Source organism: Kribbella sp. NPDC026611 (assembly GCF_040638345.1).
Lineage (GTDB): Bacteria > Actinomycetota > Actinomycetes > Propionibacteriales > Kribbellaceae > Kribbella.
The window spans coordinates 57,055-81,217 of sequence record NZ_JBEZYC010000005.1 but is presented as its reverse complement, the minus strand read 5'-3'; the positions used below and the strand labels follow the sequence as shown (position 1 = coordinate 81,217).

The following is a 24,163-nucleotide window of genomic DNA, read 5'->3' as shown; positions in this document are numbered from 1 at the left end:
AACGGCGATCAGTGAGCTCGAGACCTCAGGGGGTGTCCCCCGGTCCCACGCCGTAGCGAGCAGGTGCTCGGGGGAGTGCCTCGGCGAGCGGGAGCGGAGGGGGCGATGTGGTTTCATCGTTCCCTTCGCTCCCGCTTGGCGAGGTGCCCGCCGAGTGCCGCGCAGTAGGCGTGGGACCGGGGGACACGCCCTAGGTCTCGGGGACTCCGTTCGGCCCCTCATGGGGCAACCGGCTGGAACGAGATTCTCAAACTGATCGGGCCTCCCGTGACAGCCGGCTTCCCCTCCGACCGTCAATGTCAGCGTAGGAGGGTCCGTCAAACTGCGCAGCCCGACACGCCCGTCCCCGGGTTAACAGGGCGTTACACCCGGGCGAGGGAGGTCGCTCCCTCGTCAGGGTGATCCGGTACGACGGGGTGCCACGTGACGCTCTGGGTATGCGAAAGAACTGGCCGTCGTGGACCGGGTACGCCACCGCGCTCTGGTCTCTCGCGTACGGCGTACTCGGCGTCTACTGGCTGTACGGCGGAGCGGGCTACCCGTTCGCGCACGTACCGAACGACAGGGCGACCGCGTCGCTCCTGGAAGGCGCTCCGGTCCACGTAGTCGCACCGGCGATGGCCGTGGTCGGACTGGGCGGCGCAGTCCTCGCGCTGGTGATGACGCGGATCCGCCCCCGCGGCTCGGCGCTACAGACCGTTGCCGCGGTACTGGCCGTCTCGCTCGCTCTGGTGATCCCTGACTACACACTGATCGCGGTGGTCGCGCTGGCGCCGGCCATCCTCGTCTTCGCGTTCACCGGCGTACCGGGCGCGCAGGGCGGGGTCGGCGACATCCTGTACTGGCACCGGGTGAACCTGATCATCCTCTTCGTCGGCGGACTCCTCTGGGCCGCCACAGCGCTCGCGTACCACCGCCGCACCCGCAACACCTGCGTCTCCTGCGGCCGTGGCGGCCACGAGCCGCACTGGCAGCGCCCGGAGGCCGCGCTGCGCTGGGGCAGGTGGGCGGTGACCGCGGCGGTAGTGGCGAATCTTCCGTACGAGTTCACCCGTGTGGCCTGGTACTTCGGCTGGCCGGTCGGGATCAGCGACGACTTCCACCGGATGATGGCCGACACACCGGGGATGCTCGAAATGGGTCTGGGCCTCGCCGTGATGGCCATGGCCGGCGGCGTCCTCACGCACGGCCTGGTGCACCGCTGGGGCGAGGTCTACCCACGCTGGATCTGGTTCAAGGCCGGCCAGCGGGTACCACCGCTGCTCGCGATCGTCCCCGCCTCGATCGTGGCCGTCGTACTCATCCCCGCCGGCCTCATGAACGCCCAGCTGCCCCTGGACGGCGACAACTGGGCACTGAACGCTCCGGGCATCCTCTGGGTCGTCTGGGGCGCCGGGCTGGGCGCAGCGACCTACGCGTACTACCTGCGGCGCCGCACGACCTGCCGGCGCTGCGGTAGAGGCCCTACGTCCCGAAGCGGCGCTCTCGTTGGGCGTAGCTCCGGACCGCTCGGAGGAAGTCCACGTGCCGGAAGTCGGGCCAGAGCGCTTCGCAGAAGTAGAACTCGCTGAGCGCGCTCTGCCAGAGCAGGAAGCCACCCAGTCGCTGCTCACCCGAGGTGCGGATGACCAGGTCGGGGTCAGGCTGGCCCTTGGTGTACAGGTGCCGGGCGATGTGCTCGACGTCGACGTGGTCGGCCAGCTCCTCCAGCGACACGCCCTTCGCCGCCTCCTCGAGCAGGAGCGCCCGCACCGCGTCGGCCAGCTCACGGCGGCCGCCGTACCCGACGGCGACGTTGACGATCATGCCCTCGACGTCCTGCGTCGCGGTCTCGGCGGCCTTCAGCACCTCGGCCGTGGTGCCGGGCAGCAGGTCGAGCGCACCGACCGGGTGGATCCGCCAGCGGCCGATCGAGGTCAGCTCCTCGACCGTCTGCTCGATGATCCGCAGCAGCGGCTCCAGCTCGTCCGCCGGCCGGGTCAGGTTGTCGGTGGACAGCATCCACACCGTGACCACCTTGACGCCGACGTCGTCGCACCACTCGAGGAACTCGGAGATCTTGTTCGCGCCGGCCTCGTGGCCGTGCGAGACCGGGTTCCCGGCGGAGCGTGCCCAGCGGCGGTTGCCGTCGATGATCACGCCGATGTGCCGGGGAATCCGGTCCGGCGACAGGGACCGCAGCAGCCGGCGCTCGTACAGGCCGTAGACCGCGTCGCGCAGCTTCGCCTTACCAGGTGTCCGCATGGGCAGGGTGCTCTCCTTGAACTGTCGTCACGAGGCTAGCCCAGATTCCCTCGGTAAGAGAGGGCACAGAGAAGGATGACGGAAGCTGCCAGGAAGTTCGAACTTTCGCCGAACTTCCGGCGTCGAAGCGTCCGGCCGGGTGATGTCGCCTACATTTCATCCCTTCGACCCATTGAACCTACGGTTCCGTAGGTTACGGTTGCGTAGGTACGAATGGATCCCCGCGAAAGGACGGCGATGACCGCGACGAGCCCACAGCCCCAGCAACTCGGTCACCACCTCTCGGGACGGCTCGGTCCACTCAAACCCAAACTGCGCGGCTGGCTGCACGCCGGCACCTTCCCGCTGGCCACCGCCGCGGGCATCGTGCTGATCTGCCTGGCGCCCCGGGCGAACGCCCGCTGGGCGGCCGCGGTCTACCTGGTCGCCTCGATGCTGCTGTTCGGCATCTCGGCGCTGTACCACCGGTTCTACTGGGGCAAGACCGGTGAGGCGATCCTGCGCCGGCTCGACCACAGCAACATCTTCCTGCTGATCGCCGGCACCTACACGCCGATCGGGATGGTCATCCTGCACGGCCGGGACCGGGTGCTGATGCTCAGCCTGGTCTGGGCCGGCGCCACCCTCGGCATCCTGTTCCGGATCTTCTGGGTCGGCGCGCCGCGCTGGCTCTACACGCCGATCTACCTGGCGCTCGGCTGGGTCGCGGTGTTCTGGATGGGCGACATCTACCACAACGGCGGCGCCGCGGTGGTCACGCTGATCATCGTCGGCGGCCTGCTGTACTCGACCGGCGCGGTCGTCTACGGCCTCAAGCGCCCGAACCCCTCACCGCGGTGGTTCGGCTTCCACGAGATCTTCCACGCCTTCACGGTGGCCGCCTTCGCCTGCCACTACATCGCGGTCAGCATCGCGACGTACCGCGCGCGCTAAACACTGAGCTCGGCCAGCATCTCCCGCAGCAGCTCGAACCGTTCGGGTCCGAGCTGCTGGGCCCACGTCGTCTCGACGCGCCCAATGACCTCGCGGCTAAATGCCACGGCCTCGTCCCCGCGCGCGGTACGTCGTACCAGCCGGACGCGGCGGTCTGTGGACAGCCGGTCGGACTCGGTGAAGCCGAGCTTCTGCAGGTAGTCGATGTGCTGGCCCAGCCCCTGCTTGGTCATCGCCGCGACCTGTGCGAGGTCGGTGATCCGGCCGCCGCCGTCCGGGATCAGCTCGAGCAGCCGGTAGTGCGAGATCCGCAGCCCCGGAAAGCGCTCCTCGGACGTCGCCAGGATCTGGGCCCGGATCGCCCCGATCGCCCGCGCGAGCAGGTTCGCGATGTGCTCGGTGCCCACCTCGTTGACGGATGTCATAAAGCCACTTTACTATCAAGGTAGTAAGGCTGCTTTACTACCTTCTGAAGGCTGGCCGAAGACCGGGGTGGACGATGGCAGCCGGACCGAGGTTTGGGGGGATGGCATGCGTACTGCGATGGCACCGTTGGGGCGGGATGCGCTGTCGGAGGAGGAGCTGGCCGCGCTGGTACGGACGATTACCGGGGACCCGGAGGCGGTCCCCGGTGAGGTGCGGGTTGAGGAGGTCGACTACCCGATCGGCACGCCCAGTACCGAGTCGCTGCACCGGGTGTTCGGCACCGGCTGGTCCTGCTTCGTGAAGAAGCTGCAGTCGCCGCGGCACTGGCCGTACATCGAGATGATCCCGGAGCCGTACCGGGACGCCTTCCTACGGAACCTGCCGTGGCAGCTCGAGATCGCTGCCCACCGCAGCAACCTGGCCGACCTGCTACCGGATGGCATGCGGCTGCCCACGGCGTACCGCATCGACCTGTACGACGACGACCGCGGCGCGATCTGGATGGAGAACGTCGTCCAGGAGCCTGGTCCGTGGCCGATCGACCGGTTCGAACGAGCGGCGTACCTGCTGGGGCGGCTCTCCGCGCGCCGGCAGCCGCACTTGGTGGAACCGCTGCTCCCCCGCGACGGCATCACCACACCGGGGTCCGGCCTGCGGTACTACACCGGCGGACGGGTGCAGACGGCCGCGCTACCGATCATTGCGAACCCGGAGACCTGGAAGCACCCACTGCTGGCCGCTGCGGTCTGCAACCTGGGTGAGCACCGGCTACGCGGCGACCTGCTCGAGCTGGCCGAGCGGTTGCCCGCCGTCCTGGATGCGCTCGACGCACTGCCGCAGTGCTACCAGCACGGGGATGCGAGCCCGCAGAACCTGCTGGTGCCACAGGGCTCGCCGGACGAGTTCGTGGTGATCGACTGGGGCTTTGACTGCCCGCAGGCCGTCGGCTTCGACCTCGGCCAGCTGTTGATCGGGCTGGCGCACGCAGGTGAGCTGGCGAGCGAGGCGCTGCCGTTGGTGCACCGGGTGATCTTCAAGGCCTTCCTGAAGGGGCTGGCCGAGGAGGGCATGCAGGTGACCGAGGAACAGGTGCTCTACGGCTACCTGGGCTCGCTGTGCGCCCGTGCGACCTTCACCGCACTGCCGCTGGAGGAGATCACCAGCATGGGCGGTGGGACGACGCTGGAGGCGTTCGAGAGCCGCGTGCAGCTCACCCGGACATTGGTCGACCTGGTCGCTCCGGTCGTCTGATCGATCACATCTCGGTCGTGTCACAGCTGCAACGAACAGCACGCCTACCTGTATCCATGGTGCGTGAGGAACTTCAGCAGGTACGCAGCAGTGGCCGCCGTCGCGGGACTCGCCCTGACCGGATGCGGTGACGAGTCCGGTACCGGCACGCCACCTCCAACGCAGACCACGAGTACGCCGCCGACTCTGCCGACGGTTACTCCCTCGCCCCCGCCGACCGCGCTGCCCTTGACGGTCAGCCGCACCGGTGGCTTCGCCGGCCTCGACGACCAGGTCCTGATCGGCGCCGACGGCGTCGCCACGGTCAGCAAGCGCGGGAAGCAGACGATCCGCTGCAAGCTCGACCCGAGCCTGCTGACGACGATCACCACCGCCGCGCAGCAGGTCGACTGGCCCAACCTGGTCGCGACCAAGCCGGCGACCAAGCACCCGGACGACCTGATCGTCGCGGTCTCCGCGAACGGGAAGACCGCCCGGCTCGAGGACCCGAAGGTCAAGCCGCTGGTGGCCCCGGTGAGTCAACTGCTCACCGAGGCCAACATCCCGCCGGGGAAGCGCTGCAAGCAGCTCTAGCCCGGCCTAGCTCACCGTCAGGGCCACGTCGTCGATCACGAAGCTCGTCTGCAGCGACGAGTCCTCCTGCCCGACGAACTTCACCGTGACCGTCTTCCCCTTGTACGGCGAGGCATCCAGCGTCTTCTGCACGTACGACGTGCTCTTGTTCAGGTTCGAGTACGTCGCCAGCGTGGTCGTCGTGCTGCCGTCGACCACCTGCACCTTGACCGTGTCGTACACCGTGGAGGTCGTGGTCTCCGCAGTGTCGATCCGGATCCACAACGACAGCGCGGCGGTCGTCGCCGTGGCCGGGATCGCCACCGACTGGCCGACGTTCTCCGCGCTACTCCGGCCGTTCCCCTGCAGCCACGCCTTGTAGCTGCCGGTGTGGGCCGGCCGGGACGTGCTGCTGGTGATCACGCCGGTCGTCCCGGTCCAGTTCGCCGTACCGGACTCGAAGCCCGGGTTCTGCAGCAGGTTGTCACCGGTCGGCGGTGGACCGCTGCCGTAGTCCTTCTGAGCGTAGGTCCAGATCATGTAGCCGATGGCATCGATCTGACGGTCCAGCGAGGTCAGGTCGAGGTTGCTGATCGTGTCGCAGGACCGGTGGTAGCACGCGTCGAACGCCTGGTTCGCCGTACCACCCCACTTCGCCACCTGCGCCGAGGTCTTGATCTCCTCCGCGCCGGAGAACGTCCCGGCCGTTGGGATCCCCAACGAGCGGAAGGCCGCGTGGTCGGACCTGCCCTGGACGTCGATGAACTCGGTCGGCACGTTCTTGCCGGTGAAGTACGACACCAGGTCGTCGCGAGCCCCGTTGCCGGCCGGGTTGTCGTCGTACACGAAGTACCCCGGGTTCGGCGACGCGATCATGTCGAAGTTCAGGTACAGCTCGATCTTGTCCCGCTCGGCCGCGGGCAGGTTGTTCACGTAGTACTTCGACCCGAGCAGCCCGAGCTCCTCGGAACCCCAGAAGCCGAAACGTAACCGGTTCCTGGGGGTTTGGCCACTGGCAGCGTAAGCGAGGGCGGTTTCGAGTACGCCGGCGCTACCTGAGCCGTTGTCGTTGATCCCTGGACCGGCGCTCACGCTGTCCAGGTGCGAACCGGTCATCACCACGTGGTTCGCGTCGCCGTGCGGCCACTCCGCGATCACGTTGTACGACGTACCCGCGGAGGTGCTGAACGACTGCAAGGTCGTGGTGTAGCCGGCCGCGTCCAGCTTGGCCTTCACGTAGTCGGCCGAGGCGCGGTAGCCGGGCCGGCCCGTGTAGCGATTGCCACCGTTGTTCGTGGCAATCGTCTGCAACTGGTCCAGGTGCGCCTTGGTGTTGGTCACCGAGATGTCCGGAGCGTCCGCGGCGACCGCCACGTTGCCTGGAGCAAGCAACGTGGCAGCCACCAGTGCGGCACCGAGTCCGGAGTACAGAACCCTGTGCATCGGAGTTCTCAGCTCGCGACGAGGGAGGTGTCGTCGACGACGAAGGTCGTCTGCAGCGAGGAGTCCTCCTGGCCGACGAACCTCACCGTGACGGTCTTGCCCTTGTACTGCGTCACGTTCAGCGTCTTCTGCACGTACGACGAGGTCTTGTTCAGGTTCGAGTAGGTCGCCAGCGTGCTCGTGGTGGAGCCGTCGACGATCTGGACCTTCACTGTGTCGTACACGGTCGAGGACGTGGTCTCCGCGGAGTCGACGCGGAGCCAGAACGACAGCGACGCGGACGTCGCCGAGGCCGGGATCGCGACCGACTGGCCGACGTTCTCGGTCACGGCGCGGCCCTTGCCCTGCAGGGCGGCCTTCCAGCTACCGGTGCGGGCCGGGCGCGTGGTGTTGTTGTTCACCACGCCGGCCGTGCCGGTCCAGCTCGCCGTACCGGACTCGAAGCCCGGGTTCTGCAGCAGGTTGTCGCCCGCCGGCGGCTCGGTGCTGCCGCCGCACGACGCCGCGCCGGCCGGGACCGAGATGCCGTTGAACGCGGCCTCGACGCCCTTGCACTCCGTGGAGTCTGCGCCGTACAGCTCCTTGGCGGACGTGATCGCACCCTCACGGGCGTCCTTGTAGGTGCTGCCCGAGCTGAGCTTGGTGCTCAGCGTGCGGTACCAGACCTTGGCGGCCGCGTCGTGACCGATGCCGGTGATGGTGGCGCCGTTGCAGGCGGTGCTGCTGTGCGTGACACCGCCGATGACCTTGCTGCCGGTGCCCTCGGAGGCCAGGTAGAACCAGTGGTTCAGCGGGCCGGACGAGTAGTGCGGGTCCAGACCGCCGGTGCTGGTCGACCAGCAGTCCTGGCTGCGCCCGTCCTTCGACGGCTTGTCCATGTAGCGCAGCGGCGTGCCGTTGCCGTTGATGTTGATCTTCTCGCCGATCAGGTAGTCACCCGGGTCGCTCGCGTTGTTCGCGTAGAACTCGACCATGGTGCCGAAGATGTCCGACGTGGCCTCGTTCAGGCCGCCCGCGTCACCCGAGTAGTCCAGGTTGGCGGTCGCCTCGGTGACACCGTGGCTCATCTCGTGGCCGGCCACGTCGATGGCGGTCAGCGGACGGGCGTTGCTCGCGCCGTCGCCGTACGTCATCTGCGTGCCGTCCCAGAACGCGTTCACGTACGCGTTGCCGTAGTGCGTCCGCGACCGCGCGCCCTGGCCGTTGTTGAAGATGCCGTTGCGGCCGTGGACGTTCTTGTAGTAGTCCCAGGTCAGCTGGGCGCCGTAGTGCGCGTCAACACCGGCGGTCTGGCGGTTCGACGTGGCGCCGTTGCCCCAGGTGTCGTCGGGGTCGGTGAACGTCGTGCCGTTGCCGGAGGTCGAGCCGTTGAGGTCGGTGGTGTAGTTCCCACCACGACTCGGGTCGGTCATCGTGTAGCTGCCGGAGGTGCCGATGCTGACGGTGCCGGAGTACATCGAGTTGCCGGTGCCGGTCTTGATCTCGTCGTCCTGGGCGAGGACGGCGCCGGACTTGGCGTCGATGAACGAGTGCAGCACCGACGGGGTCTGGTCGGGCTTCACACCGGTCGTGACGACCTCGTAGGCGAGCACGGGCTTGGCCGGCGTCACGAAGACGACCAGCTGGCCCTTGTTGCCGGTTGCCTTGAATTTGGCCGCTTTGGCGCCCTTGCTGAGCGCAGCCGCCTGGGACAGGGACGGCTTGGTGTCGACGCCGACAGCCTTGGCGCCACGGTTGTAGGTGACCTGGGCGATCTTCTCGCCGGTGCGCTTCACGATCAGGTCACCGCCGACCACCTTCAGGCCGTTGTAGGTGCGGTCGTAGCGGACGTACTCCGTTCCGTCCGCATCCTTGACCACGTCGCGGACCTTGAGCTGCTCGCCGCCGGCGAGACCGAGGGCTGCGGCCGTCCGCGCGGTCAGCGCTTGTTCGGCCTGAACTGCGGCGGGCTGGTTGAAGCCGGACGCCGGGAGCGGGACGGTCCGGTTCGCGGCACCCGCTGTCGAGCCGGTGAACGCCGCCGTGGCAAGACCCGCTGCCGCGACGAAGGCCACCGCCCCTGCTGATGTCAGTCGTTTCAAGACAACATCTCCTCACGTGTGGTCGCTGTTTGGGCGCAGCGACCGAATATTGGGGACGCGCCGGATGCGTGACGCAACAGTGCCAATGCCTCAGTTGTGACACTGCGTGGCGGTACATGCGAGTTCTGTAACATCCGGCTGAGGACAGACTGTTGCCGTCCGGTTGCCGAGAGTCAAGGGATGTGGGCGAAACGGCAGGGAAAACCCGCACCGGGGCGCGGATCAGTCCACGGGGCGCAACTCGCGCCGAAGGTGTTCCGGCAACGTGATCGGCAGTTTGCAGGTGAATTTCTGACACACGTACGCCGCCGGCTGCTCCCGCCCGTCCATCAGCGGTACGGCGAGACCGGGTGCGCCGGCAACGATCGCCGTACCCCAGGGTGCGTCGGTGAACGCGATCTGCCTGAGCTCGGGCTGGTCGCCGACGATCGCGATCTCGAGCGGTCCGGTGGCGATCGTCTCGGCCACCGCGAGCGCACGCCCGGCGAAGCGAGGCGCGCGGTCGGCGATCTGGGCCGAAGCCTGCAAGGCTTCTTGCGCGGCGACCTCGTAGCGGTCCGATCCGGTCAAACTCGCCAGCGTCGTAAACGCCTCCGCCGCGAGACTCACGCCGGCCGGCGTTGCATTGTCCGTGGCATCCTGCGGCCGCCACACGAGCTGCTCCCCGTCCGCGGCGGTGTCAAAATAGGAGCCCTCAGCAACAAACTGCTCCAGAACCCTGCCCAGCAGGCGTTCCGCCGTGGTGAACCACTCCACGTCACCGGTCGCGCCCAGCAATGTCAAACAGGCCTGGGCGAACGCCGCATAGTCCTCGAGTACACCATGCGCACTCCCCCGCACACCGTCCCGCGAAGTCCGGTACAACCGGTCCCCATCGAGATGCACATCCCGGACCAATCTGGCCGCCTGAACAGCCGCTTCGACGTACTGCGGTCGCTCGAGCACGATCCCGGCGCGGGTGAGGGCGGTGATCGCGAGACCGTTCCACGCGGCAACTACTTTGTCGTCCCGCCCCGGGTAAGTCCGAAGGCTGCGCGCTTGCAGGAGCTCTGCGCGGACCCGGGACCAACGAACCTCGTCGTCAGGATCCGTCCGGAGCTGAAGCACCGACGAGCCGTGCTCGAAGGTGCCGGTGACGTCGCAGAGGTCGATCACCCAGTCGGCGTCGTCCGGGATCGCTTCACGGAGCTGGTCCGGCGTCCAGACGTAGTACTTGCCCTCCTCCCCTTCCGTGTCCGCGTCGAGAGCGGAGGCGAACCCACCTTCCGGGGTCCGCAGCTCGGCCAGCAGGAAGTCCGCCGTCTCGAGCGCGATCCGCCGGGCCAGCGGGTTCTCGTCGACGGTCCACCACTGCGTGTAGACGTCGAGCAGGAGCGCGTTGTCGTAGAGCATCTTCTCGAAGTGCGGCACGATCCACTCGGCGTCGACGGAGTACCGCGCGAACCCGCCCGCGAGCTGGTCGTACATGCCGCCGCGCGCCATCCGCTCGCAGGTCACGGCAACCATCCGCAGCGCGTCCGCGGACCCGGTCCGGCGATGGTGCCGGAGCAGGAAGTCGAGAACCATCGACGGCGGGAATTTCGGCGCACCCCCGAACCCGCCGGCCCGCAAGTCGAACTCGGCCGTCAGCAACTGCACGGCTCGATCCAGGTCGAAGGAACCACCAACCGCCGGCTGGGTCGCGCCGAGCTGCTCGACCACCCGCTTGCCGATCCCGTCGAGCTGCTCCCGCCGCGTCTCCCACGCGTCGGTGATCGCCTCCAGCACCTGCCGGAACGACGCCATCCCGCCGCGCGCGTCCTTCGGGAAGTACGTCCCGCAGAAGAACGGCTCCCCCGCCGGCGTCAGGAACACCGACATCGGCCAGCCCCCATGGCCGGTCATCGCCACCGTCGCCGCCATGTAGATCGCGTCGACGTCCGGCCGCTCCTCCCGGTCCACCTTCACGCTCACGAAATGCTCGCTCAGGTACGCCGCCGTCTCCCGATCCTCGAACGACTCGTGCGCCATCACATGGCACCAGTGACACGCGGAGTACCCCACCGACAGGAACACCGGCACCTGCCGCTCCCGCGCCTCCTCGAACGCCCCATCTCCCCACTCCCGCCACTCCACGGGATTCCCCGCGTGCTGCCGGAGGTAAGGGCTGGTGCTACGTCCAAGCTCGTTGGGCATGCCCCAACGTTAGGCGGTCTGCGAGAGCGCCACGGACAGGCCCAGGGCCAGGGCCATGATCAGGAGTTCTGTACCTACTACGCGCCAGAACGGGAGCGCTTCGGGGCTCAAGGCGGTCTGGGCCCGGCTGCGGTGGAGGTAGGCGAGGAGGATCAGCAGCAGGAAGGCGCCGAGCTTGACGAGGAGCAGGACGCCGTACGCGTCCGAGGTGAGGGCGTGCGGGATCGAGCCCCAGCCGCCGCCCTTGGCAGCCAGTCGGCCAGCCGCGCTGAGGAGGCCGCTGAGCAGGACGGCGATCGAGGAGATGGCGGCGACCTGCCTGTATCGATCCAGCACGATGGGCAGGCCAGCTCGGCTGGCCCGTCCGTAGCGGACCAGACCCGCGAGTCCACCGATCCACGTCGTGGCCGCGATGACATGGATAACGAGTGCGGCGCCGGCCAGGACGACGTACGACTCGTTGCGCGGGTACGCCGTCACCGCGGTGGGGATCAGTGCTGCGATCGCGACCAGTACGCCGAGACCTGCCGCCGACGACGTCTGCACCCGGCGGATGCCGATCGCCAGCGCGACCACCAGGATCCCGGTGATCAGCAGCGACTTCACTTCGGGTACGCCGAGCGCGTCGTCGAGGCGCAACCGGAGCAGCCGAAGCGGTGTGTCCAGGAGGAGCGACGCCGTGACGATCGCACCGAGGAACGCGCAGACCGCCCAGATGATCGCCGAGTTGCTGGCGTCCCGGACCGCACGGCGACCCTGCGTCCCTAGCGGGCCGCCTTCGACCCGCAGCAGGACGACCGCCGCGAGCAGGGCGCCCGCGCAACCGACGGTCGCCAGCGTGGAGATCAGCCGGAGCAGCGGGAGGAGCCAGGCGGTGAACAGGCTCGCGCCGCCGATACCGAAGTCCTGCGGTTCGCTGCCAGCCGCGAACAGGCCGACCACCAGCGCGATCGACGCGACCAGGACAGCACCCACACCACCCGCCACCAGACGCCCGGGCATGCGATGCCGGGCGGCGTGGGTAGCGCGGGTCGCGCTCACCGAGCGGACCGGGCGAGATCACCATTCAGCACGCGGCTCACTATAGGGTCAGCCGGAGGTGGGCAGCCCAGTCCGACACCATCTCGTGATCGAGCTACCAGGAAACGGTGACCCAGGTGGTACCGGATCAGTGCTGAGAGTGCTGTTTCGGCTCAGTCGTCTCAGTCGGTGTCGTCGGGGTCGCTGCCTGGTCCGTCGGCGCTGCAGCGCCGGTCGGGGAGGACGAGCTGTCCGGTGTCGCTGGGTCGCCAGACGGTGCTGGGTCGTCCGCAACGTCGTCCTTGATGTCGATGCGCTTCAACTGCTTGCCCATGTTGCGCCAGAGCAGCACCGTGGCGGCACCGAGAGCGAGCACGATCAGCAGCGCGACCCAGCCGGGGCGCACCGAGTTCGGGTCGATCTCGGCCGTCAGAAGGGAGGTCGTCGCTGTCACGCCACCAGTCTCTCACTGTCTTCGCCGCCCGGTTAGCGCAGCCCCGCGAACAGGTCATTCTCAGGCAACTCCGGCTCGACCAGACTCCGCGCCAGCTCGTAGTCCTCGGTCGGCCAGGCCGCCTGGTGCACCTCGAGCGGTACGGCGAACCACGCACCGTCCGGGTCGATCTGCGTCGCGTGCGCGAGCAGCGCCTTGTCCCGGGTGGCGAAGTACTCCGCGCACTCGACCCGGGTGGTGATCCGGCGCTCATTCTCCGGGTCCGGCTTCCAGTCCTTGAGGCGTTCGGCGTACGGCGACTCGAGGCCGCGCCTGACCATCGCGTCGTGCAGCGCCTTCATCCGCTCGTAGTGAAAGGTGTGGTGGTAGTAGAGCTTGAGCGGCTGCCACGGCTCGCCGAGCTCCGGGTACGCGTCCTTGTTGCCGGCTGCCTCGAACGCGGCGACGGTGATCTGGTGGCACATCACGTGATCCGGGTGCGGGTAGCCGCCGTTCTCGTCGTACGTCGTGACGACCTGCGGGCGGAACTCGCGGATCAGCTTCACCAGCGGGGCGGCGGCGTCCTCCACCTTCTGCGCCGCGAAGCAGCCCTCCGGCAACGGCGGCGGCGGGTCGCCCTCGGGGAAACCGGAGTCCACCCAGCCGAGCCACTCCTGGCGGATGCCGAGGATCTCGCGGGCGGAGTCCATCTCCTTCCGCCGGATCTCGGTGATGTTCGCCAGCACCTCGGGGCGGTCCATCTTCGGATTCAGGATCGATCCGCGTTCCCCACCGGTGCACGTCGCGACCATCACCTCGACGCCCTCGGCCACGTACCGGGCCGTCGATGCGGCCCCCTTGCTGGACTCGTCGTCGGGGTGGGCGTGCACATGCAACAACCGAAGCTCTCCACTCACAGGCACAATGGTCCTCCAAGCCGCCGCAAAACCCACGACCGACCCCCTGGACGACCTTGTGACCGAGTCAACTTCCGCCACTCCGACCGACCTCGACGCCCGGTACGGGCGGGGGCGGCGGTCGCGGCGGCCGTTGATCATCGGCGTCGCGTCGGTGGTCGTGCTGGCCGGGCTGGCGTGGCTGGGGTGGGCCGCCTGGGTGCAGTCGAACCCGCCGGTGACGTCGCGGCTGCAGGGGTTCCAGGTCGTCTCGCCGGTGAAGGCGACGGCGACGATCCAGGTGGACCGGTCGAAGCCGGTCGAGGCGACCTGCCGGGTGCAGGCGAAGGCGGCGGACTTCTCGATCGTGGGTGAACTCACCGTGACGGTGGCCGCGGATTCGCCGCGCCACCAGACGCTTCCGGTGTCGGTGACAACGCAACGCTCGGCGACATCCGTCGTCCTGGTCGGGTGTACGACGAAGGACGCGCACCGGCCGCGCTGACCCGTTTCTGCTGACCGCTCAGGTGGATTGGCAACCGGTTGCCCTCTTGGGTGTCCCAATGCGGGAAAAAGCACCGGGCAAACGGTTTCCCCGTGTTTGCGGGGCCGCAGAACAGTGGGGTTATCGGGCGGATCTTGCTACGCTCGATGGATTGGTCGCCGTCGACGACGGCGGCCAGCAGTATTTTCCTGCCCATCCGACCGACACAAGGAGCAGCCCGTGACGCAGAAGATCGATGAGGACAGCGTTGTCTGGCTGACGCAGGACGGTTACGACCAGCTGAAGTCCGAGCTCGAGCACCTCAAGGGGCCGGCCCGGGCGGAGATCACGCAGCGGATCAGCGACGCGAGGGACGAGGGCGACCTCAAGGAGAACGGCGGCTACCACGCCGCCAAGGACGAGCAGGGCAAGATGGAGGCCCGGATCCGGCAGCTGGAGGACATGCTCCGGCGGGCGCGGGTCGGCGAGACCCCGAAGGCCGGCGGGAAGATCGAGCCCGGGATGAAGGTGTCGATCAAGTTCGCCGGTGACGACGACGTCGAGACCTTCCTGCTCGGCTCCCGCGAACTGCTCGCGCTGGACGCGTCGGTCGACATCGACGTCTACTCGCCGCAGTCCCCCCTCGGCTCCGCGATCCTCGGCAAGAAGAAGGGCGACAAGGCCACCTACGAGGCCCCCAACGGGAAGCCCGTCACGGTCCAGATCGTCGCCGCGGAACCCTTCACCGGCTGACCCACCAAGCTCCAGCGCCCCGGTGGACAACCACCGGGGCGCTTGCTTTTCGTGCTGTGCCAGCGCTCTGAGCCGAGTCAGTGGCCGGTGGCGCTTCGGTACTTGCGGATGGCCCAGGGGGCGAAGATGACGATGATGGCGATGCACCAGATCAGGGAGAGCCAGACCGGGTGCTGGGCGGGGAAGCCGTCGGGGCTGGCGAACGGCGACGGGTTGCCGAAGAGGTGACGGCAGGCCGCGACGATCGAGGAGATTGGGTTCCACTCGGCGACCGGTTGCAGAGCGCGTGGGAGCGCCGGGGTGGGGACGAACGCGTTGGAGAGGAAGGTCAGCGGGAAGAGCCAGATCAGGCCTGCTGACGACGCGACTTCGGGGCCGCCCACCGACAGACCGATGACGGCGCCTACCCAGAGCATGGCAAAGGCGAACAGCAGCAGGATCGCGAAGGCTGCCAGCGCCTGCGCGAGGCCGTGGTGCCAGCGCCAGCCGACGACGAAGCCGCAGAGCACCATGATCAGCATCACGAACGCGTTGAAGACCAGGTCACCCACGACCCGGCCGGCGATCACCCCGGACCTTGCCATCGGCAACGACCTGAAGCGGTCGATCAACCCCTTGGACATGTCGTCGGCCAGCCCGACGCTCGCCGACGCGACCGCGAACGCCATCGTCTGCGCGAAGATCCCGGACATCAGGAACTCCCGGTACGCCTTCGGCCCCGGGAACCCCGGGATCGGGATCGCGTTCCCGAACACGTACGCGAACAGCAGCACGAACATGATCGGCTGGATGGTCGCGTAGATCAGCATGTCCGGCGTCCGCGGGATCCGCTTCAGGCTCCGCCACGCCAGCACCCCGGCGTCGGTGACCGCGCGACTCAGCGGGTTCACCCTGGTCGGTACGTCGGTGCTCACACTGACTCCTTCTCTTCCGCCTCGTGCCCGGTCAGGGTGAGGAACACGTCGTCCAGCGTCGGCCGCCGCAAGGCGATGTCGGCGATCCGGATCTCGGCGGCGTCGAGCGTCCGGATCACCTCGACCAGCGCGCTCGAACCACCCGGCGCCGGCACCGTGATCCGGCGGGTGTGCTCCTCCAACGTCGCGCCCTCCGGATCCGCCACGTCGAGCGCCCGGCTCAGCAGCTCGAGCGCCCGCTGCGCGTCGGCCTTCTCGTGCACCACGACCTCGATCCGCTCACCGCCGACCTTCGCCTTGAGCTCGTCCGCCGTACCGCGGGCGATGACCGAGCCGTGGTCGACGACCGCGATGCTGTCGGCCAGCTCGTCGGCCTCCTCGAGGTACTGCGTGGTCAGCAGGATCGTCACGCCCTCGCGGACGCGGTCGCGGATGATCTGCCAGAGGTCGAGCCGCGACCGCGGGTCCAGCCCGGTGGTCGGCTCGTCCAGGAACAGCACCTTCGGGTGCGCGATCAGCGAGCCGGCCAGGTCGAGCCGCCGGCGCATGCCGCCGGAGTACGTCTTCAGGATCCGGTCCGCCGCGTCCGTCAGGTCGAACGTGGCCAGCAACTCCTCGGCCCGTTCCTTCGCCTGCTGACTGCTCAGCCGGTAGAGCCGGCCGAACATCCACAGGTTCTCCCGGCCGGTGAGCAGCTCGTCGACCGCGGCATACTGCCCCGACAGCCCGACCAGCGACCGCACGGTGTCCGCCTCCTTGACCACGTCGTGGCCGAGCACGCGGGCAGTGCCCTCGTCCGGCTTCATCAGCGTGGTGAGCACGCGGACGGTCGTGGTCTTGCCGGCACCGTTCGGCCCGAGCAGGCCGAGCACGCTGCCTTCGGGTACGTCGAGGTCGATGCCGTCGAGCGCCCGGACGGTGGATTTTCTGCCCTTGAACGTCTTCACGAGGCCGGTCGCCTCGATTGCAGCCATTCGCCTTCCCTCCCTGGTTGTGACGCAGGCCACCATCCTGCCCTAACCGAGGGACAACTTCATCCTCGACTTATATTGAGTCTCTTCGACTCAACTTTGTTGACAGTTGAGTCGACAGGGCTCAACTCAGCATTTACCGTCGCGGAATGAGCATCCTTCGCCACCCCAACTTCCGCCGGCTCTGGGCCGCCGACCTGCTCAGCCAGCTCGGCTCGCGCCTGAGCATGGGCGCGATCCCGCTGCTCGCCGTGCTGGTTCTGAACGCGTCAACGCTGCAGGTCTCGCTGCTGCGGACGTGCGAGACGGCCGCCTGGCTCGTGCTCGGCCTGTTCGCCGGCGCCTGGGCGGACCGGATCCGCTGCCGACCGGTCCTCGTTGTCGCGGATCTGCTGCGGGCAGTGCTGCTCGCGTCGATCCCGGTCGCGTGGTGGTTCGACGTACTCACGCTGACGCAGGTGTACGCCGTACTCGTCCCGGTCGGCGTACTCACGGTCCTCTTCGACGTTGCGCACAACTCGTACCTCCCCCGGCTGCTCGAGCGCGACCGACTCCTCCCGGGCAACGCCAAACTCGCCGCCAACCACTCGATCGCCGCAGTCATCGGCGCCGGCGCCAGCGGTGTCCTGGTCCAGTGGGTCGGCGCGGCCCTCACGATCGGCCTGGATGCGCTGAGCTTCCTCTGGTCCGCGCTCTGGCTGCGCTCGATCAAGGCTCCCGAAGCCCGGCCGGTCCAGCCCGAGCGGCCCAATCTGCGCCGCGAGATCGCCGAGGGTCTGCGGTACGTCTTCCGGCATCCGCTGCTGCGGGCGCTCGCCCTCAACACGATGACGACCATGCTGTTCCAAGCGGCGGCGGGCGCGATCATGGTCGTCTACCTCGTCCGCGGCGTACACCTGCAGCCGGCGACCATCGGCATCCTCAGCATGATCGGCCTCGGCGGCGCGATCGTCGCCTCCGCCGTCACCGAGAAGCTCAGCCGGCGGTACGGCGATGCGCGCACGCTGCTGCTGTCCGCGACCGGCATCGGCGTCGCGTTCACCATTCAGGCGATGACGGCGCCCGGCTGGCAGGTGTCCTGGTTCGTCGTCGGCACGTTGCTCGCCGGCTTCTGCATCATCGTCAGCTACATCCTGCAGGTCAGCACGCAGCAGCAACTGTGCCCACCAGCCCTCCAGGGCCGCATGTCGGCCACCATGAGCTTCGTCGGCTGGGGCGCCGCTCCCCTGGGCAGCCTGCTGGGAGGCATCCTCGCCACAGCCTTCGGCCTGCACACCACCCTCTGGCTAGCAGGCCTGGGCACCCTGGCCGGAACCGCCTTCCTCTACTTCTCCCCACTCCGCAGGTTGCGGACGATCCCGGCCGGAGACGTCGATCAGTCCGAGGTGATCTGAGCGGTGCCGACCAGGACCTCTACGTCCAGGGCGGCGCGGCCGCGGCCGATTTCTACGTCTTTGGACTGGCCGGAGACGGCGCCGGTCCAGGTGACTCGGCCTAGTTGGGCCTCGGTGTGGACGTGGACGTCGGAGCCGCGGCGGAGGGCGACGCTCGCCGTACCGGACTCGACGCGGACTCTCGAGCGGCCCTTGGTGATCTGGGCGTCGAGGGTGGCGGAGCCGGCCTGGACCAGGACGTCGATCGGGCCGTCGACGTCGGCGACCTTCGCCGTACCCGCGGTCACGCGGACTCGGTTCAGGCCGGGCAGGCGTTCGGCGTTGACGCTGCCGCCGGTGACCTCGACCTCGACGGCGAGCTGCGGGTTGACGCGGATGGACAGCTCCTTGGCCAGGCCGTTGACGTGTGCCTTCAGGTCGGTCGGGTTGCGCAGCATGCTGAAGCCGTCGATGGAGACGCCCATGTCACCCTCGCTGCTGATGGCGAGGGTGTCGCCGTCGCGCTTGATCACGTGCGGGCCGTCGACCGCGACGCCGTTCACGGCCGGTTCGCCGATCAGCCGCACCCGGCGACCGATCGCGCGCACGGTGACCCGCTGCACCCCGGACGGAATCGGCACGTTGCTGTGCTCCTCCTCGACATCAACCGGGTCAACCGGGTCAACCGGATCCACCGGGTCCACAGGATCCGCCGGCTCGGCGACGTCTGCTGGGGCGTCATCCACCACCGTGTCCTGCACCGACGACGGCTCGGCTGCGTGCCGCGGCGGCGGCGCAGGCTCAGTCTCGGCCGGAGGCGTCGGCGGAGTCGGCGGGGCGTCGGGCGAGTCCACTGCGTCGGCCCAGACCGACGGGGACGGCTCGTCCGGGGCATCGGGCCCCTCGGACCCGGCAGCGGACGGGGATTCGCCGGCCGCGGACGAGTCGGCAACCGGAGCGTCGGCCGCCGGGGTGGCGGTCTCGGGGGATGCCGCGGACTCGGTCGGCTTGTCGATGGCGGCGATCAAGGTGGTGGCCTCCTCGGGGGAGAGGTGGCCCTTGGCGACCCGGTCCAGGATGTCCTTGACCCGCTGGTCGTAGCTCTGGTTGCTCATGCCCCCAGTCCAGCACCCAACCGGGCCGAAACCAATCGGGGTAACCCCCCAAAAGAGGTGGTGCGGACCCCCGAAGAGTGTCCGCACCACCACATCTATCACCGCACAGCTCACTCGGAGCTGGTTTTGTCATACAGCTCAGGCGGCCGGAGTCATCTCCGGCTCGTTGCCCAGTTCGTCCTGTACTGCGGCCAGCTCGGCCGCCTCCCGCTCCTCCGCGGCCAGGCGGGCCTTCCGCCCGCGCAGACCGGTGAGGGCGACCAGCAGACCCAGCGCCGCGATCCCGGTTACCACACCCAGCCCCGGCTTGTACGCCGACAGCACCTGCCCCGGCGTGGTCGCGCCGACCGACTGGCTGCTGATCACCGCGGTCACGATCGCGAGCACGACCGCCCCGCCGACCTGGTTGGAGGTGTTGAACAGCCCGGAGGCCAGCCCCTGTTCGTGGTCCGGGACCCCGGAGACGGCCTGGATGTTGAGCGCCGGGAATCCGATCGCGAACCCGAGACCGAGCAGCATGATCGTCGGGAACACGTTCGAGAAGTACGCCGACTCGGTCGTGATCCGCAGCGACAGCGCGTACCCGGTGACGAACAGCGCCATCGCGACGATGATCATCGTCTCGGTGCCGACCCGGTCCACGATCTTGCCGACGTTCGGCGACAGCGTGGCGACCAGCAGGCCGGCCGGCAGGAACGCCAGCGCGGTCTGGAACGACGACCAGCCGAGCAGGGTCTGCAGGTACAGCGTGCCGATCAGCTGGAAGGCGACGTACGAACCGAAGACGGTCAGGATGGCCAGGTTCGCCCGCCGCAGCGACGCGTTGCGCAGGATGCCGAGCCGGACCAGCGGGTGCTTGGAGCGCAGCTCGATGGCGACGAAGCCGGCCAGCAGGACGATCGCCAGCGCGAACATCCCGAAGGTCTGCACCGACACCCAGCCCGCGTGCTCGGCGCCGACGACCGCGTAGACCAGCGACAGCATGCCGCCGGTGACGGTGACCGCCCCGGGGACGTCGTACCCGCCGGCGGCCTTGTCGCGCGGGCTGTTCGGGATCAGCTTGAGGCCGAACAGCAGCACGATCAGCGCGACCGGGCCGGGCATCAGGAAGGTCCAGCGCCAGCCGACCTCGGTCAGCGCGCCGCCGAGGATCAGGCCCATCGAGAAGCCGCTGGCCGCGCAGGTGGTGAAGATCGAGAGCGCCCGGTTCCGGTCCGGGCCCTCGTGGAAGGTGGTGGTGATGATCGAGAGCGCGGCCGGCGCGGTGAACGCGGCGGCGACACCCTTCACGAACCGGGCCGCGATCAGCAGCTCCGGGTTGGTCGCCAGCGAGCTCAGCATCGAGACGGCGGCGAAGACGGCCAGTGCGATCAGGAAGACCCGGCGCCGGCCGAGCAGGTCGGCGGTCCGGCCGCCGAGCAGCAGGAAGCCGCCGTACCCGAGCACGTAGCCGGTCACGACCCACTGGAGAGAGGCAAGGGAGACGCCCAGGTCGGCGCCGATGGACGGCAGTGACATGCCGACCATGGAGACGTCCAGGCCGTCGAGGAAGATCACGCCGCAGACCACCAGGAGGGCGCCCCAGAGGCGCTCGTCCCAGGTCATGCGCGGTGCTGTGGTGTGCGTTGTCTGTGTCACGAGGAGAGACTATTCCATGCACACGCATCTAATGTCTAGGCATTAAATGCATTTGCATAGATTGCGCGTGCATGCTATGGTCACCATCATGACCGCTCTGAAGGTCAGCGTTGGCACTGGTGAGACCAACGCCGATGTACGCGAATGGCGCGAGCTGCTGGCTCGCCACGCGGACCTCACCTGCGCCCTCGACCGGGCGCTGCAGGCTGGGCACGCACTCGGCATGAGTGAGTACGAGGTGCTCGAGCGGCTCGCCGAGCTGCCGGAGCACTCCGCCAAGGTGGCGACGATCGCCAAGTCCGTGCACCTGAGCCAGAGCGCGCTCTCCCGGGTGATCGGCCGGCTTGAGGTCGCCGGGCTGGTCGAGCGGCACATGTGCCCGGAAGACCGCCGCGCCGTCAACGTCCGGCTGACGGACGAAGGCCTGGAGCGCCAGACGGAAGCGCTGCCCACCCAGCGCCGGGTTCTGGCCGAGCGTCTGCACGCCCCCTTGATCAAGACCTGTGAGCCCCTACCCTCTGGGGAATGACCGAGGCGTACGACGAGGCCCGCGAGATCATCGCCGACCTACAGCGGATTGTGGCGCCCAACGGCGTCCAGGAGACCTACCAGCTACGCGCCGGCGACGTGGACCACTGGGTCTACGCGCGCGGTGCCGACCGCTCCAACCCCATCATCCTGTTCGTCCACGGTGGTCCGGCGATGCCGCACCAGCCGATGGCGTGGCAGTTCCAGCGGCCGGTCGAGGAGTACTTCACCGTCGTCACCTACGACCAGCGCGGTGCCGGCCGCACGCTGCGGACGGTCGACCCGGAGAGCATCGCCGACACCATCAGGCTCGAGCAGTACGTCGCTGACGCGATCGACCTCGCCGAACAGATCCGGGCGCGGTACGGCGTCGAGAAGCTGATCCTGATGGGCCACAGCTGGGGAACCATGATCGCGACGAACGCCGCGCTGGCCCGCCCGGATCTCTTTCACGCGTACGTCGGGATCGGCCAGATCACCAACGGGCTTGCGAACGAGTCGCTGTGCTTCGAGTACGCGCTCCAGCAGGCGCGCGAGCACAACCACACCGAGGCGCTCGAGGAGCTCGCGTCGATCGCGCCGTACCCGGGTGACGTGCCACTGACCCGGGACCGGATCATCATCGCCCGCAAGTGGGCGCAGTACCGCGGTGGGCTGTCGGCGTACCGCGACGACTCGCTCTACTTCTTCGGGGCGCCGATGCTGTCGCCCGACTACACCCTCGACGAGCTGGAGACGCTTGGTGAGGGCAACCAGTTCACGCTCGGCCGGGTGCTCGGCGAGATGCTGGCGACCGACTACACAGGGGTGAAGGAGTTCCCCATCCCGATGGTGCAGCTGCTGGGCCGGCACGACTACACGACCCCCGCGCAGCCGACCGCTGACTGGATCGACGAGGTCCAGGCGCCTTACAAACAAGCGATCTGGTTCGAGCACTCAGCACACCTGGCGCCATGGGAGGAGCCGGGCAAGTTTTTAATCACTCTGGTGGAGTACGTGCGTCCGCTTAGTGTCTGAGCATGCACGCTACTGCTCTGGTGATGAGACCCACCCAGTCGGTTCTGACGCTCTCGGTCGAGGTAGCCGACGGCTTGTGGTTCCCGGACGTTGAGCAGGTGCTGCGGGCGTTGCAAGAGCAGCACGGCGTCGAGGCTGTGGTGCTCGACTGTCTCAGCGAGGAGCCACTGACCTACCTGATGCTGCTGACCGGCGGTGAACCGACCAGCTCTGAGCGGGCGTGGACCAAGCCGACCTGGTACGACGGAGCGCTGCCGTGGATCGACGAGCACGTCACGCGGACCGGTCCGTGGTCACAGGTCCGTTCCTGGGGCCTGTCGAACGTACTGCGGCTGTCCACCACGCAAGGCACCGTCTACTTCAAGGCACTCGCGCACTCCAGCACGATCGAGTCGGCACCCGGCGTACCGCCGCTGCTCTTCGCCCATGAGCCGCTCTTCCTGGACAGGGTGTCGACCGAACGACCAGGAGAGGTCCCCGCACCGCTGGCGATCGACGAGAAGCGTGTCTGGATGCTGCTACCCGACCTGGGTACGCCGCTGGCCCACGAAACCGACCTAGAGGTGTGGATCGACGCGGTACGCCGGCACGCCCGGTTGCAGCGCAGTTATGCGGGTCAGGTCGATCGCCTGCTCGAGTTCAGTTGCGTGGACCGTCGGCTCGCGGTCCTGGAGGGCGAACTGGACCGCCTGTTCGGGCCGAACGAAGCGACCGAGCGACTCGATCCCGCAGAGCGCGCCAAGCTGCCCCGGCGGGCGGACCAGTTGCGCGAGGCAATGGCCAACCTGAGGTCGATAGGCCTGCCCGACACCTTGATCCACGGTGATCTGCACCCACGAAACATTGCAGTTCAGGGGAATCAGGTGATGGCCTTCGACTGGACGGATTCGGCGGTGTCGCACCCGTTCCTCGACCTGGTCACGTTTGTCGAGGAGCGATCGCCCACGTCAAGCGACCCGCGCGTGCTGGACGCCTACCTACGCGAGTGGGAGGAGTACGCGGCACCGAAGGACCTGCGCCGCGCGCTCGAGCTGGCCGAGCAGCTGGGTGCGCTGCACCAGCTCATGACCTCGCTGAACCTTCCCGAGCACCTCACCGGTCCGAGCCGGGACTCCATGTTCCGCGGGGCCGTTTGGTGGCTGCAGCAGGTCCTCAGCGGTGCAGCACGGTGAGCTGGTTGCGCATGCCTCGCCGTACCGGTGGGTCCAGGTGGCGGTCCCAGGCTGGGTGGCGCTCGCCTCTCAACATGGCGTAGTACGCCAGCGCCTCGGACAGCGCGGCCTCGCGGAGGTAGCCACGAGCCAGTGGCTGTTTGCCGCGACCGTTGGGGCGCGGGCGTCGTTCGTACGCTGCGTTGGCCGTGAAGATGCCCAGGCCGTAGAAGACCGTCAGCAGGTCGGTCAGTGGCTCGTGGTCGGGCCGACGGGCCAGTGAGATCCGGCCGCTGCCGAGCAGCAGCTCATGGCCGACCTCGTGGGCATAGATCGCGACCAGCGCGACCGGGTCGGCAGCCAGCGCCGGTGCGAGCTGGATGTGGTTGCGGTCGGTGCCACGCAGCCACCGGCCCGACTGCTCCTTCACCACCGAGGTCGAGCCGCGGTACGCCGGTCGCCGGATGCCGTCGCCGACCAGCTCAAAGCTGAGCCCGCACTGTCCGTCCGGTAGGTCCATCCGCTGGTCGACGCGCCTGCACAGGTCCAGCGCGGCTTCCATGCTCCCGTCGTACCCCGTCGGGACGAGGTCGGCGGGCAGGGCGATCGGCCGGAGCAGGACGTCGCGCCCGAACTCGGTGACCATCCAGTCCATCGACGACCGGATCCAGCGCCGGCTGCCGCCGGGCAATCGCTCCCGCGGCGCCTTCAGCTGGGTCCGCACCTGCTGGCTGCGCCGCAACATCCCGATCGGATTCCTCACCC

Annotated in this window: 23 protein-coding genes; 10 read left to right on the top strand and 13 right to left on the bottom strand. The window is 68.4% G+C overall.

From position 1 onward, the window contains the following. Positions 1–437: 437 nt before the first annotated feature. On the top strand, positions 438–1,571 hold the full coding sequence (locus AB0E69_RS21925) for an NYN domain-containing protein (RefSeq protein WP_360148776.1): 1,134 nt from the start codon (positions 438–440) through the stop codon (positions 1,569–1,571). Here AB0E69_RS21925 and AB0E69_RS21920 read toward each other — a convergent pair. Next, on the bottom strand, positions 1,465–2,244 hold the full coding sequence (locus tag AB0E69_RS21920; RefSeq protein ID WP_360148773.1) for an isoprenyl transferase: 780 nt from the start codon (positions 2,242–2,244) through the stop codon (positions 1,465–1,467). The two genes, AB0E69_RS21925 and AB0E69_RS21920, sit on opposite strands and share 107 nt — an antisense overlap. A 237-nt stretch (positions 2,245–2,481) precedes the next feature. Between AB0E69_RS21920 and AB0E69_RS21915 the strand changes: the two genes are divergently transcribed. Next, positions 2,482–3,177, top strand: coding sequence for a hemolysin III family protein (locus tag AB0E69_RS21915; RefSeq protein ID WP_360148770.1), 696 nt, complete (start codon positions 2,482–2,484; stop codon positions 3,175–3,177). On the opposite strand, the gene AB0E69_RS21910 is transcribed toward AB0E69_RS21915, so the two are convergent. Then, positions 3,174–3,602 carry a MarR family winged helix-turn-helix transcriptional regulator gene (locus AB0E69_RS21910; RefSeq protein ID WP_360148767.1) on the bottom strand — a complete coding sequence of 143 codons (429 nt, stop codon included), beginning with the start codon at positions 3,600–3,602 and terminating at the stop codon, positions 3,174–3,176. The genes AB0E69_RS21915 and AB0E69_RS21910 overlap by 4 nt on opposite strands. 106 nt (positions 3,603–3,708) lie before the next feature. Between AB0E69_RS21910 and AB0E69_RS21905 the strand changes: the two genes are divergently transcribed. Both AB0E69_RS21905 and AB0E69_RS21900 read left to right on the top strand, forming a co-directional pair. Next, the gene (locus AB0E69_RS21905) at positions 3,709–4,854 is read left to right on the top strand and encodes a phosphotransferase (protein ID WP_360148764.1); all 1,146 of its coding nucleotides are present in this window, start codon (positions 3,709–3,711) and stop codon (positions 4,852–4,854) included. Between the two features lie 63 nt (positions 4,855–4,917). Then, positions 4,918–5,427, top strand: coding sequence for a hypothetical protein (locus AB0E69_RS21900; protein WP_360148761.1), 510 nt, complete (start codon positions 4,918–4,920; stop codon positions 5,425–5,427). Positions 5,428–5,433: 6 nt separating this feature from the next. Here the strand turns inward: AB0E69_RS21900 and AB0E69_RS21895 are convergent, their stop codons facing one another. The 6 genes from AB0E69_RS21895 to mca form a co-directional block, all read right to left on the bottom strand. Further along, positions 5,434–6,849: a M28 family metallopeptidase gene (locus AB0E69_RS21895; RefSeq protein ID WP_360148758.1), complete on the bottom strand. Its 1,416-nt coding sequence runs from the start codon at positions 6,847–6,849 to the stop codon at positions 5,434–5,436. A gap of 8 nt (positions 6,850–6,857) precedes the next feature. Beyond that, the gene (locus AB0E69_RS21890) at positions 6,858–8,930 is read right to left on the bottom strand and encodes a M4 family metallopeptidase (protein WP_360148755.1); all 2,073 of its coding nucleotides are present in this window, start codon (positions 8,928–8,930) and stop codon (positions 6,858–6,860) included. 222 nt (positions 8,931–9,152) lie between these two features. Beyond that, positions 9,153–11,105: a thioredoxin domain-containing protein gene (locus tag AB0E69_RS21885; protein WP_360148752.1), complete on the bottom strand. Its 1,953-nt coding sequence runs from the start codon at positions 11,103–11,105 to the stop codon at positions 9,153–9,155. A 9-nt stretch (positions 11,106–11,114) separates the two neighbouring features. Beyond that, the gene (locus AB0E69_RS21880; RefSeq protein ID WP_360148749.1) at positions 11,115–12,080 is read right to left on the bottom strand and encodes a CopD family protein; all 966 of its coding nucleotides are present in this window, start codon (positions 12,078–12,080) and stop codon (positions 11,115–11,117) included. 193 nt (positions 12,081–12,273) lie between these two features. Then, positions 12,274–12,579, bottom strand: coding sequence for a hypothetical protein (locus AB0E69_RS21875; protein WP_360148746.1), 306 nt, complete (start codon positions 12,577–12,579; stop codon positions 12,274–12,276). 32 nt (positions 12,580–12,611) lie between these two features. Next, a complete protein-coding gene (gene mca / locus AB0E69_RS21870) occupies positions 12,612–13,475 on the bottom strand; it encodes a mycothiol conjugate amidase Mca (protein ID WP_360148743.1) in 864 nt (287 codons plus the stop codon). A gap of 58 nt (positions 13,476–13,533) precedes the next feature. On the opposite strand from mca, the gene AB0E69_RS21865 reads away from it, so the two are divergent. Beyond that, positions 13,534–13,959: a DUF4307 domain-containing protein gene (locus AB0E69_RS21865; RefSeq protein ID WP_360148740.1), complete on the top strand. Its 426-nt coding sequence runs from the start codon at positions 13,534–13,536 to the stop codon at positions 13,957–13,959. A gap of 219 nt (positions 13,960–14,178) precedes the next feature. Continuing rightward, positions 14,179–14,691, top strand: a complete 513-nt coding sequence (gene greA / locus AB0E69_RS21860; RefSeq protein WP_360148737.1) for a transcription elongation factor GreA — start codon at positions 14,179–14,181, stop codon at positions 14,689–14,691. Positions 14,692–14,768: 77 nt separating this feature from the next. Here the strand turns inward: greA and AB0E69_RS21855 are convergent, their stop codons facing one another. Together AB0E69_RS21855 and AB0E69_RS21850 are read right to left on the bottom strand one after the other, a co-directional pair. Continuing rightward, positions 14,769–15,605, bottom strand: coding sequence for an ABC transporter permease (locus AB0E69_RS21855; RefSeq protein ID WP_360148735.1), 837 nt, complete (start codon positions 15,603–15,605; stop codon positions 14,769–14,771). Next, positions 15,602–16,579: an ATP-binding cassette domain-containing protein gene (locus tag AB0E69_RS21850; protein WP_360148732.1), complete on the bottom strand. Its 978-nt coding sequence runs from the start codon at positions 16,577–16,579 to the stop codon at positions 15,602–15,604. Before AB0E69_RS21850 ends, AB0E69_RS21855 begins: the two co-directional genes overlap by 4 nt. Positions 16,580–16,725: 146 nt before the next feature. Here AB0E69_RS21850 and AB0E69_RS21845 point away from each other — a divergent pair, with 146 nt between their 5' ends. Next, on the top strand, positions 16,726–17,970 hold the full coding sequence (locus AB0E69_RS21845) for an MFS transporter (protein ID WP_360148729.1): 1,245 nt from the start codon (positions 16,726–16,728) through the stop codon (positions 17,968–17,970). Here AB0E69_RS21845 and AB0E69_RS21840 read toward each other — a convergent pair. Then, positions 17,952–19,064 (bottom strand): hypothetical protein, encoded by a 1,113-nt coding sequence (locus AB0E69_RS21840; RefSeq protein ID WP_360148726.1) that lies wholly within the window; start codon positions 19,062–19,064, stop codon positions 17,952–17,954. The genes AB0E69_RS21845 and AB0E69_RS21840 overlap by 19 nt on opposite strands. Positions 19,065–19,202: 138 nt before the next feature. Then, positions 19,203–20,702 carry an MFS transporter gene (locus AB0E69_RS21835; RefSeq protein WP_360148723.1) on the bottom strand — a complete coding sequence of 500 codons (1,500 nt, stop codon included), beginning with the start codon at positions 20,700–20,702 and terminating at the stop codon, positions 19,203–19,205. Between the two features lie 88 nt (positions 20,703–20,790). Here AB0E69_RS21835 and AB0E69_RS21830 point away from each other — a divergent pair, with 88 nt between their 5' ends. From AB0E69_RS21830 to AB0E69_RS21820, 3 genes are read left to right on the top strand one after another with little or no spacing between them, the layout of a single operon-like run. Continuing rightward, the gene (locus AB0E69_RS21830) at positions 20,791–21,231 is read left to right on the top strand and encodes a MarR family transcriptional regulator (protein ID WP_360148720.1); all 441 of its coding nucleotides are present in this window, start codon (positions 20,791–20,793) and stop codon (positions 21,229–21,231) included. Then, positions 21,228–22,247, top strand: a complete 1,020-nt coding sequence (locus tag AB0E69_RS21825; RefSeq protein WP_360148717.1) for an alpha/beta hydrolase — start codon at positions 21,228–21,230, stop codon at positions 22,245–22,247. The genes AB0E69_RS21830 and AB0E69_RS21825 overlap by 4 nt, the downstream gene beginning before the upstream one ends. 2 nt (positions 22,248–22,249) lie before the next feature. Then, positions 22,250–23,419 (top strand): aminoglycoside phosphotransferase family protein, encoded by a 1,170-nt coding sequence (locus tag AB0E69_RS21820; RefSeq protein WP_360148715.1) that lies wholly within the window; start codon positions 22,250–22,252, stop codon positions 23,417–23,419. On the opposite strand, the gene AB0E69_RS21815 is transcribed toward AB0E69_RS21820, so the two are convergent. Then, the gene (locus AB0E69_RS21815) at positions 23,400–24,161 is read right to left on the bottom strand and encodes a hypothetical protein (RefSeq protein WP_360148712.1); all 762 of its coding nucleotides are present in this window, start codon (positions 24,159–24,161) and stop codon (positions 23,400–23,402) included. The two genes, AB0E69_RS21820 and AB0E69_RS21815, sit on opposite strands and share 20 nt — an antisense overlap. Positions 24,162–24,163 lie beyond the last annotated feature (2 nt).

Excerpts from the sequence above, each read along its gene's own strand:
- AB0E69_RS21840 (WP_360148726.1), bottom strand. The coding sequence starts at position 19,064 with ATGAGCAACCAGAGCTACGACCAGCGGGTCAAGGACATCCTGGACCGG.
- AB0E69_RS21850 (WP_360148732.1), bottom strand. The coding sequence starts at position 16,579 with ATGGCTGCAATCGAGGCGACCGGCCTCGTGAAGACGTTCAAGGGCAGA.
- AB0E69_RS21820 (WP_360148715.1), top strand. The coding sequence starts at position 22,250 with ATGCACGCTACTGCTCTGGTGATGAGACCCACCCAGTCGGTTCTGACG.
- AB0E69_RS21830 (WP_360148720.1), top strand. The coding sequence starts at position 20,791 with ATGACCGCTCTGAAGGTCAGCGTTGGCACTGGTGAGACCAACGCCGAT.
- AB0E69_RS21925 (WP_360148776.1), top strand. The coding sequence starts at position 438 with ATGCGAAAGAACTGGCCGTCGTGGACCGGGTACGCCACCGCGCTCTGG.
- AB0E69_RS21845 (WP_360148729.1), top strand. The coding sequence starts at position 16,726 with ATGAGCATCCTTCGCCACCCCAACTTCCGCCGGCTCTGGGCCGCCGAC.
- AB0E69_RS21885 (WP_360148752.1), bottom strand. The coding sequence starts at position 11,105 with ATGCCCAACGAGCTTGGACGTAGCACCAGCCCTTACCTCCGGCAGCAC.
- AB0E69_RS21910 (WP_360148767.1), bottom strand. The coding sequence starts at position 3,602 with ATGACATCCGTCAACGAGGTGGGCACCGAGCACATCGCGAACCTGCTC.
- AB0E69_RS21825 (WP_360148717.1), top strand. The coding sequence starts at position 21,228 with ATGACCGAGGCGTACGACGAGGCCCGCGAGATCATCGCCGACCTACAG.
- AB0E69_RS21905 (WP_360148764.1), top strand. The coding sequence starts at position 3,709 with ATGCGTACTGCGATGGCACCGTTGGGGCGGGATGCGCTGTCGGAGGAG.
- AB0E69_RS21915 (WP_360148770.1), top strand. The coding sequence starts at position 2,482 with ATGACCGCGACGAGCCCACAGCCCCAGCAACTCGGTCACCACCTCTCG.
- AB0E69_RS21920 (WP_360148773.1), bottom strand. The coding sequence starts at position 2,244 with ATGCGGACACCTGGTAAGGCGAAGCTGCGCGACGCGGTCTACGGCCTG.
- AB0E69_RS21895 (WP_360148758.1), bottom strand. The coding sequence starts at position 6,849 with ATGCACAGGGTTCTGTACTCCGGACTCGGTGCCGCACTGGTGGCTGCC.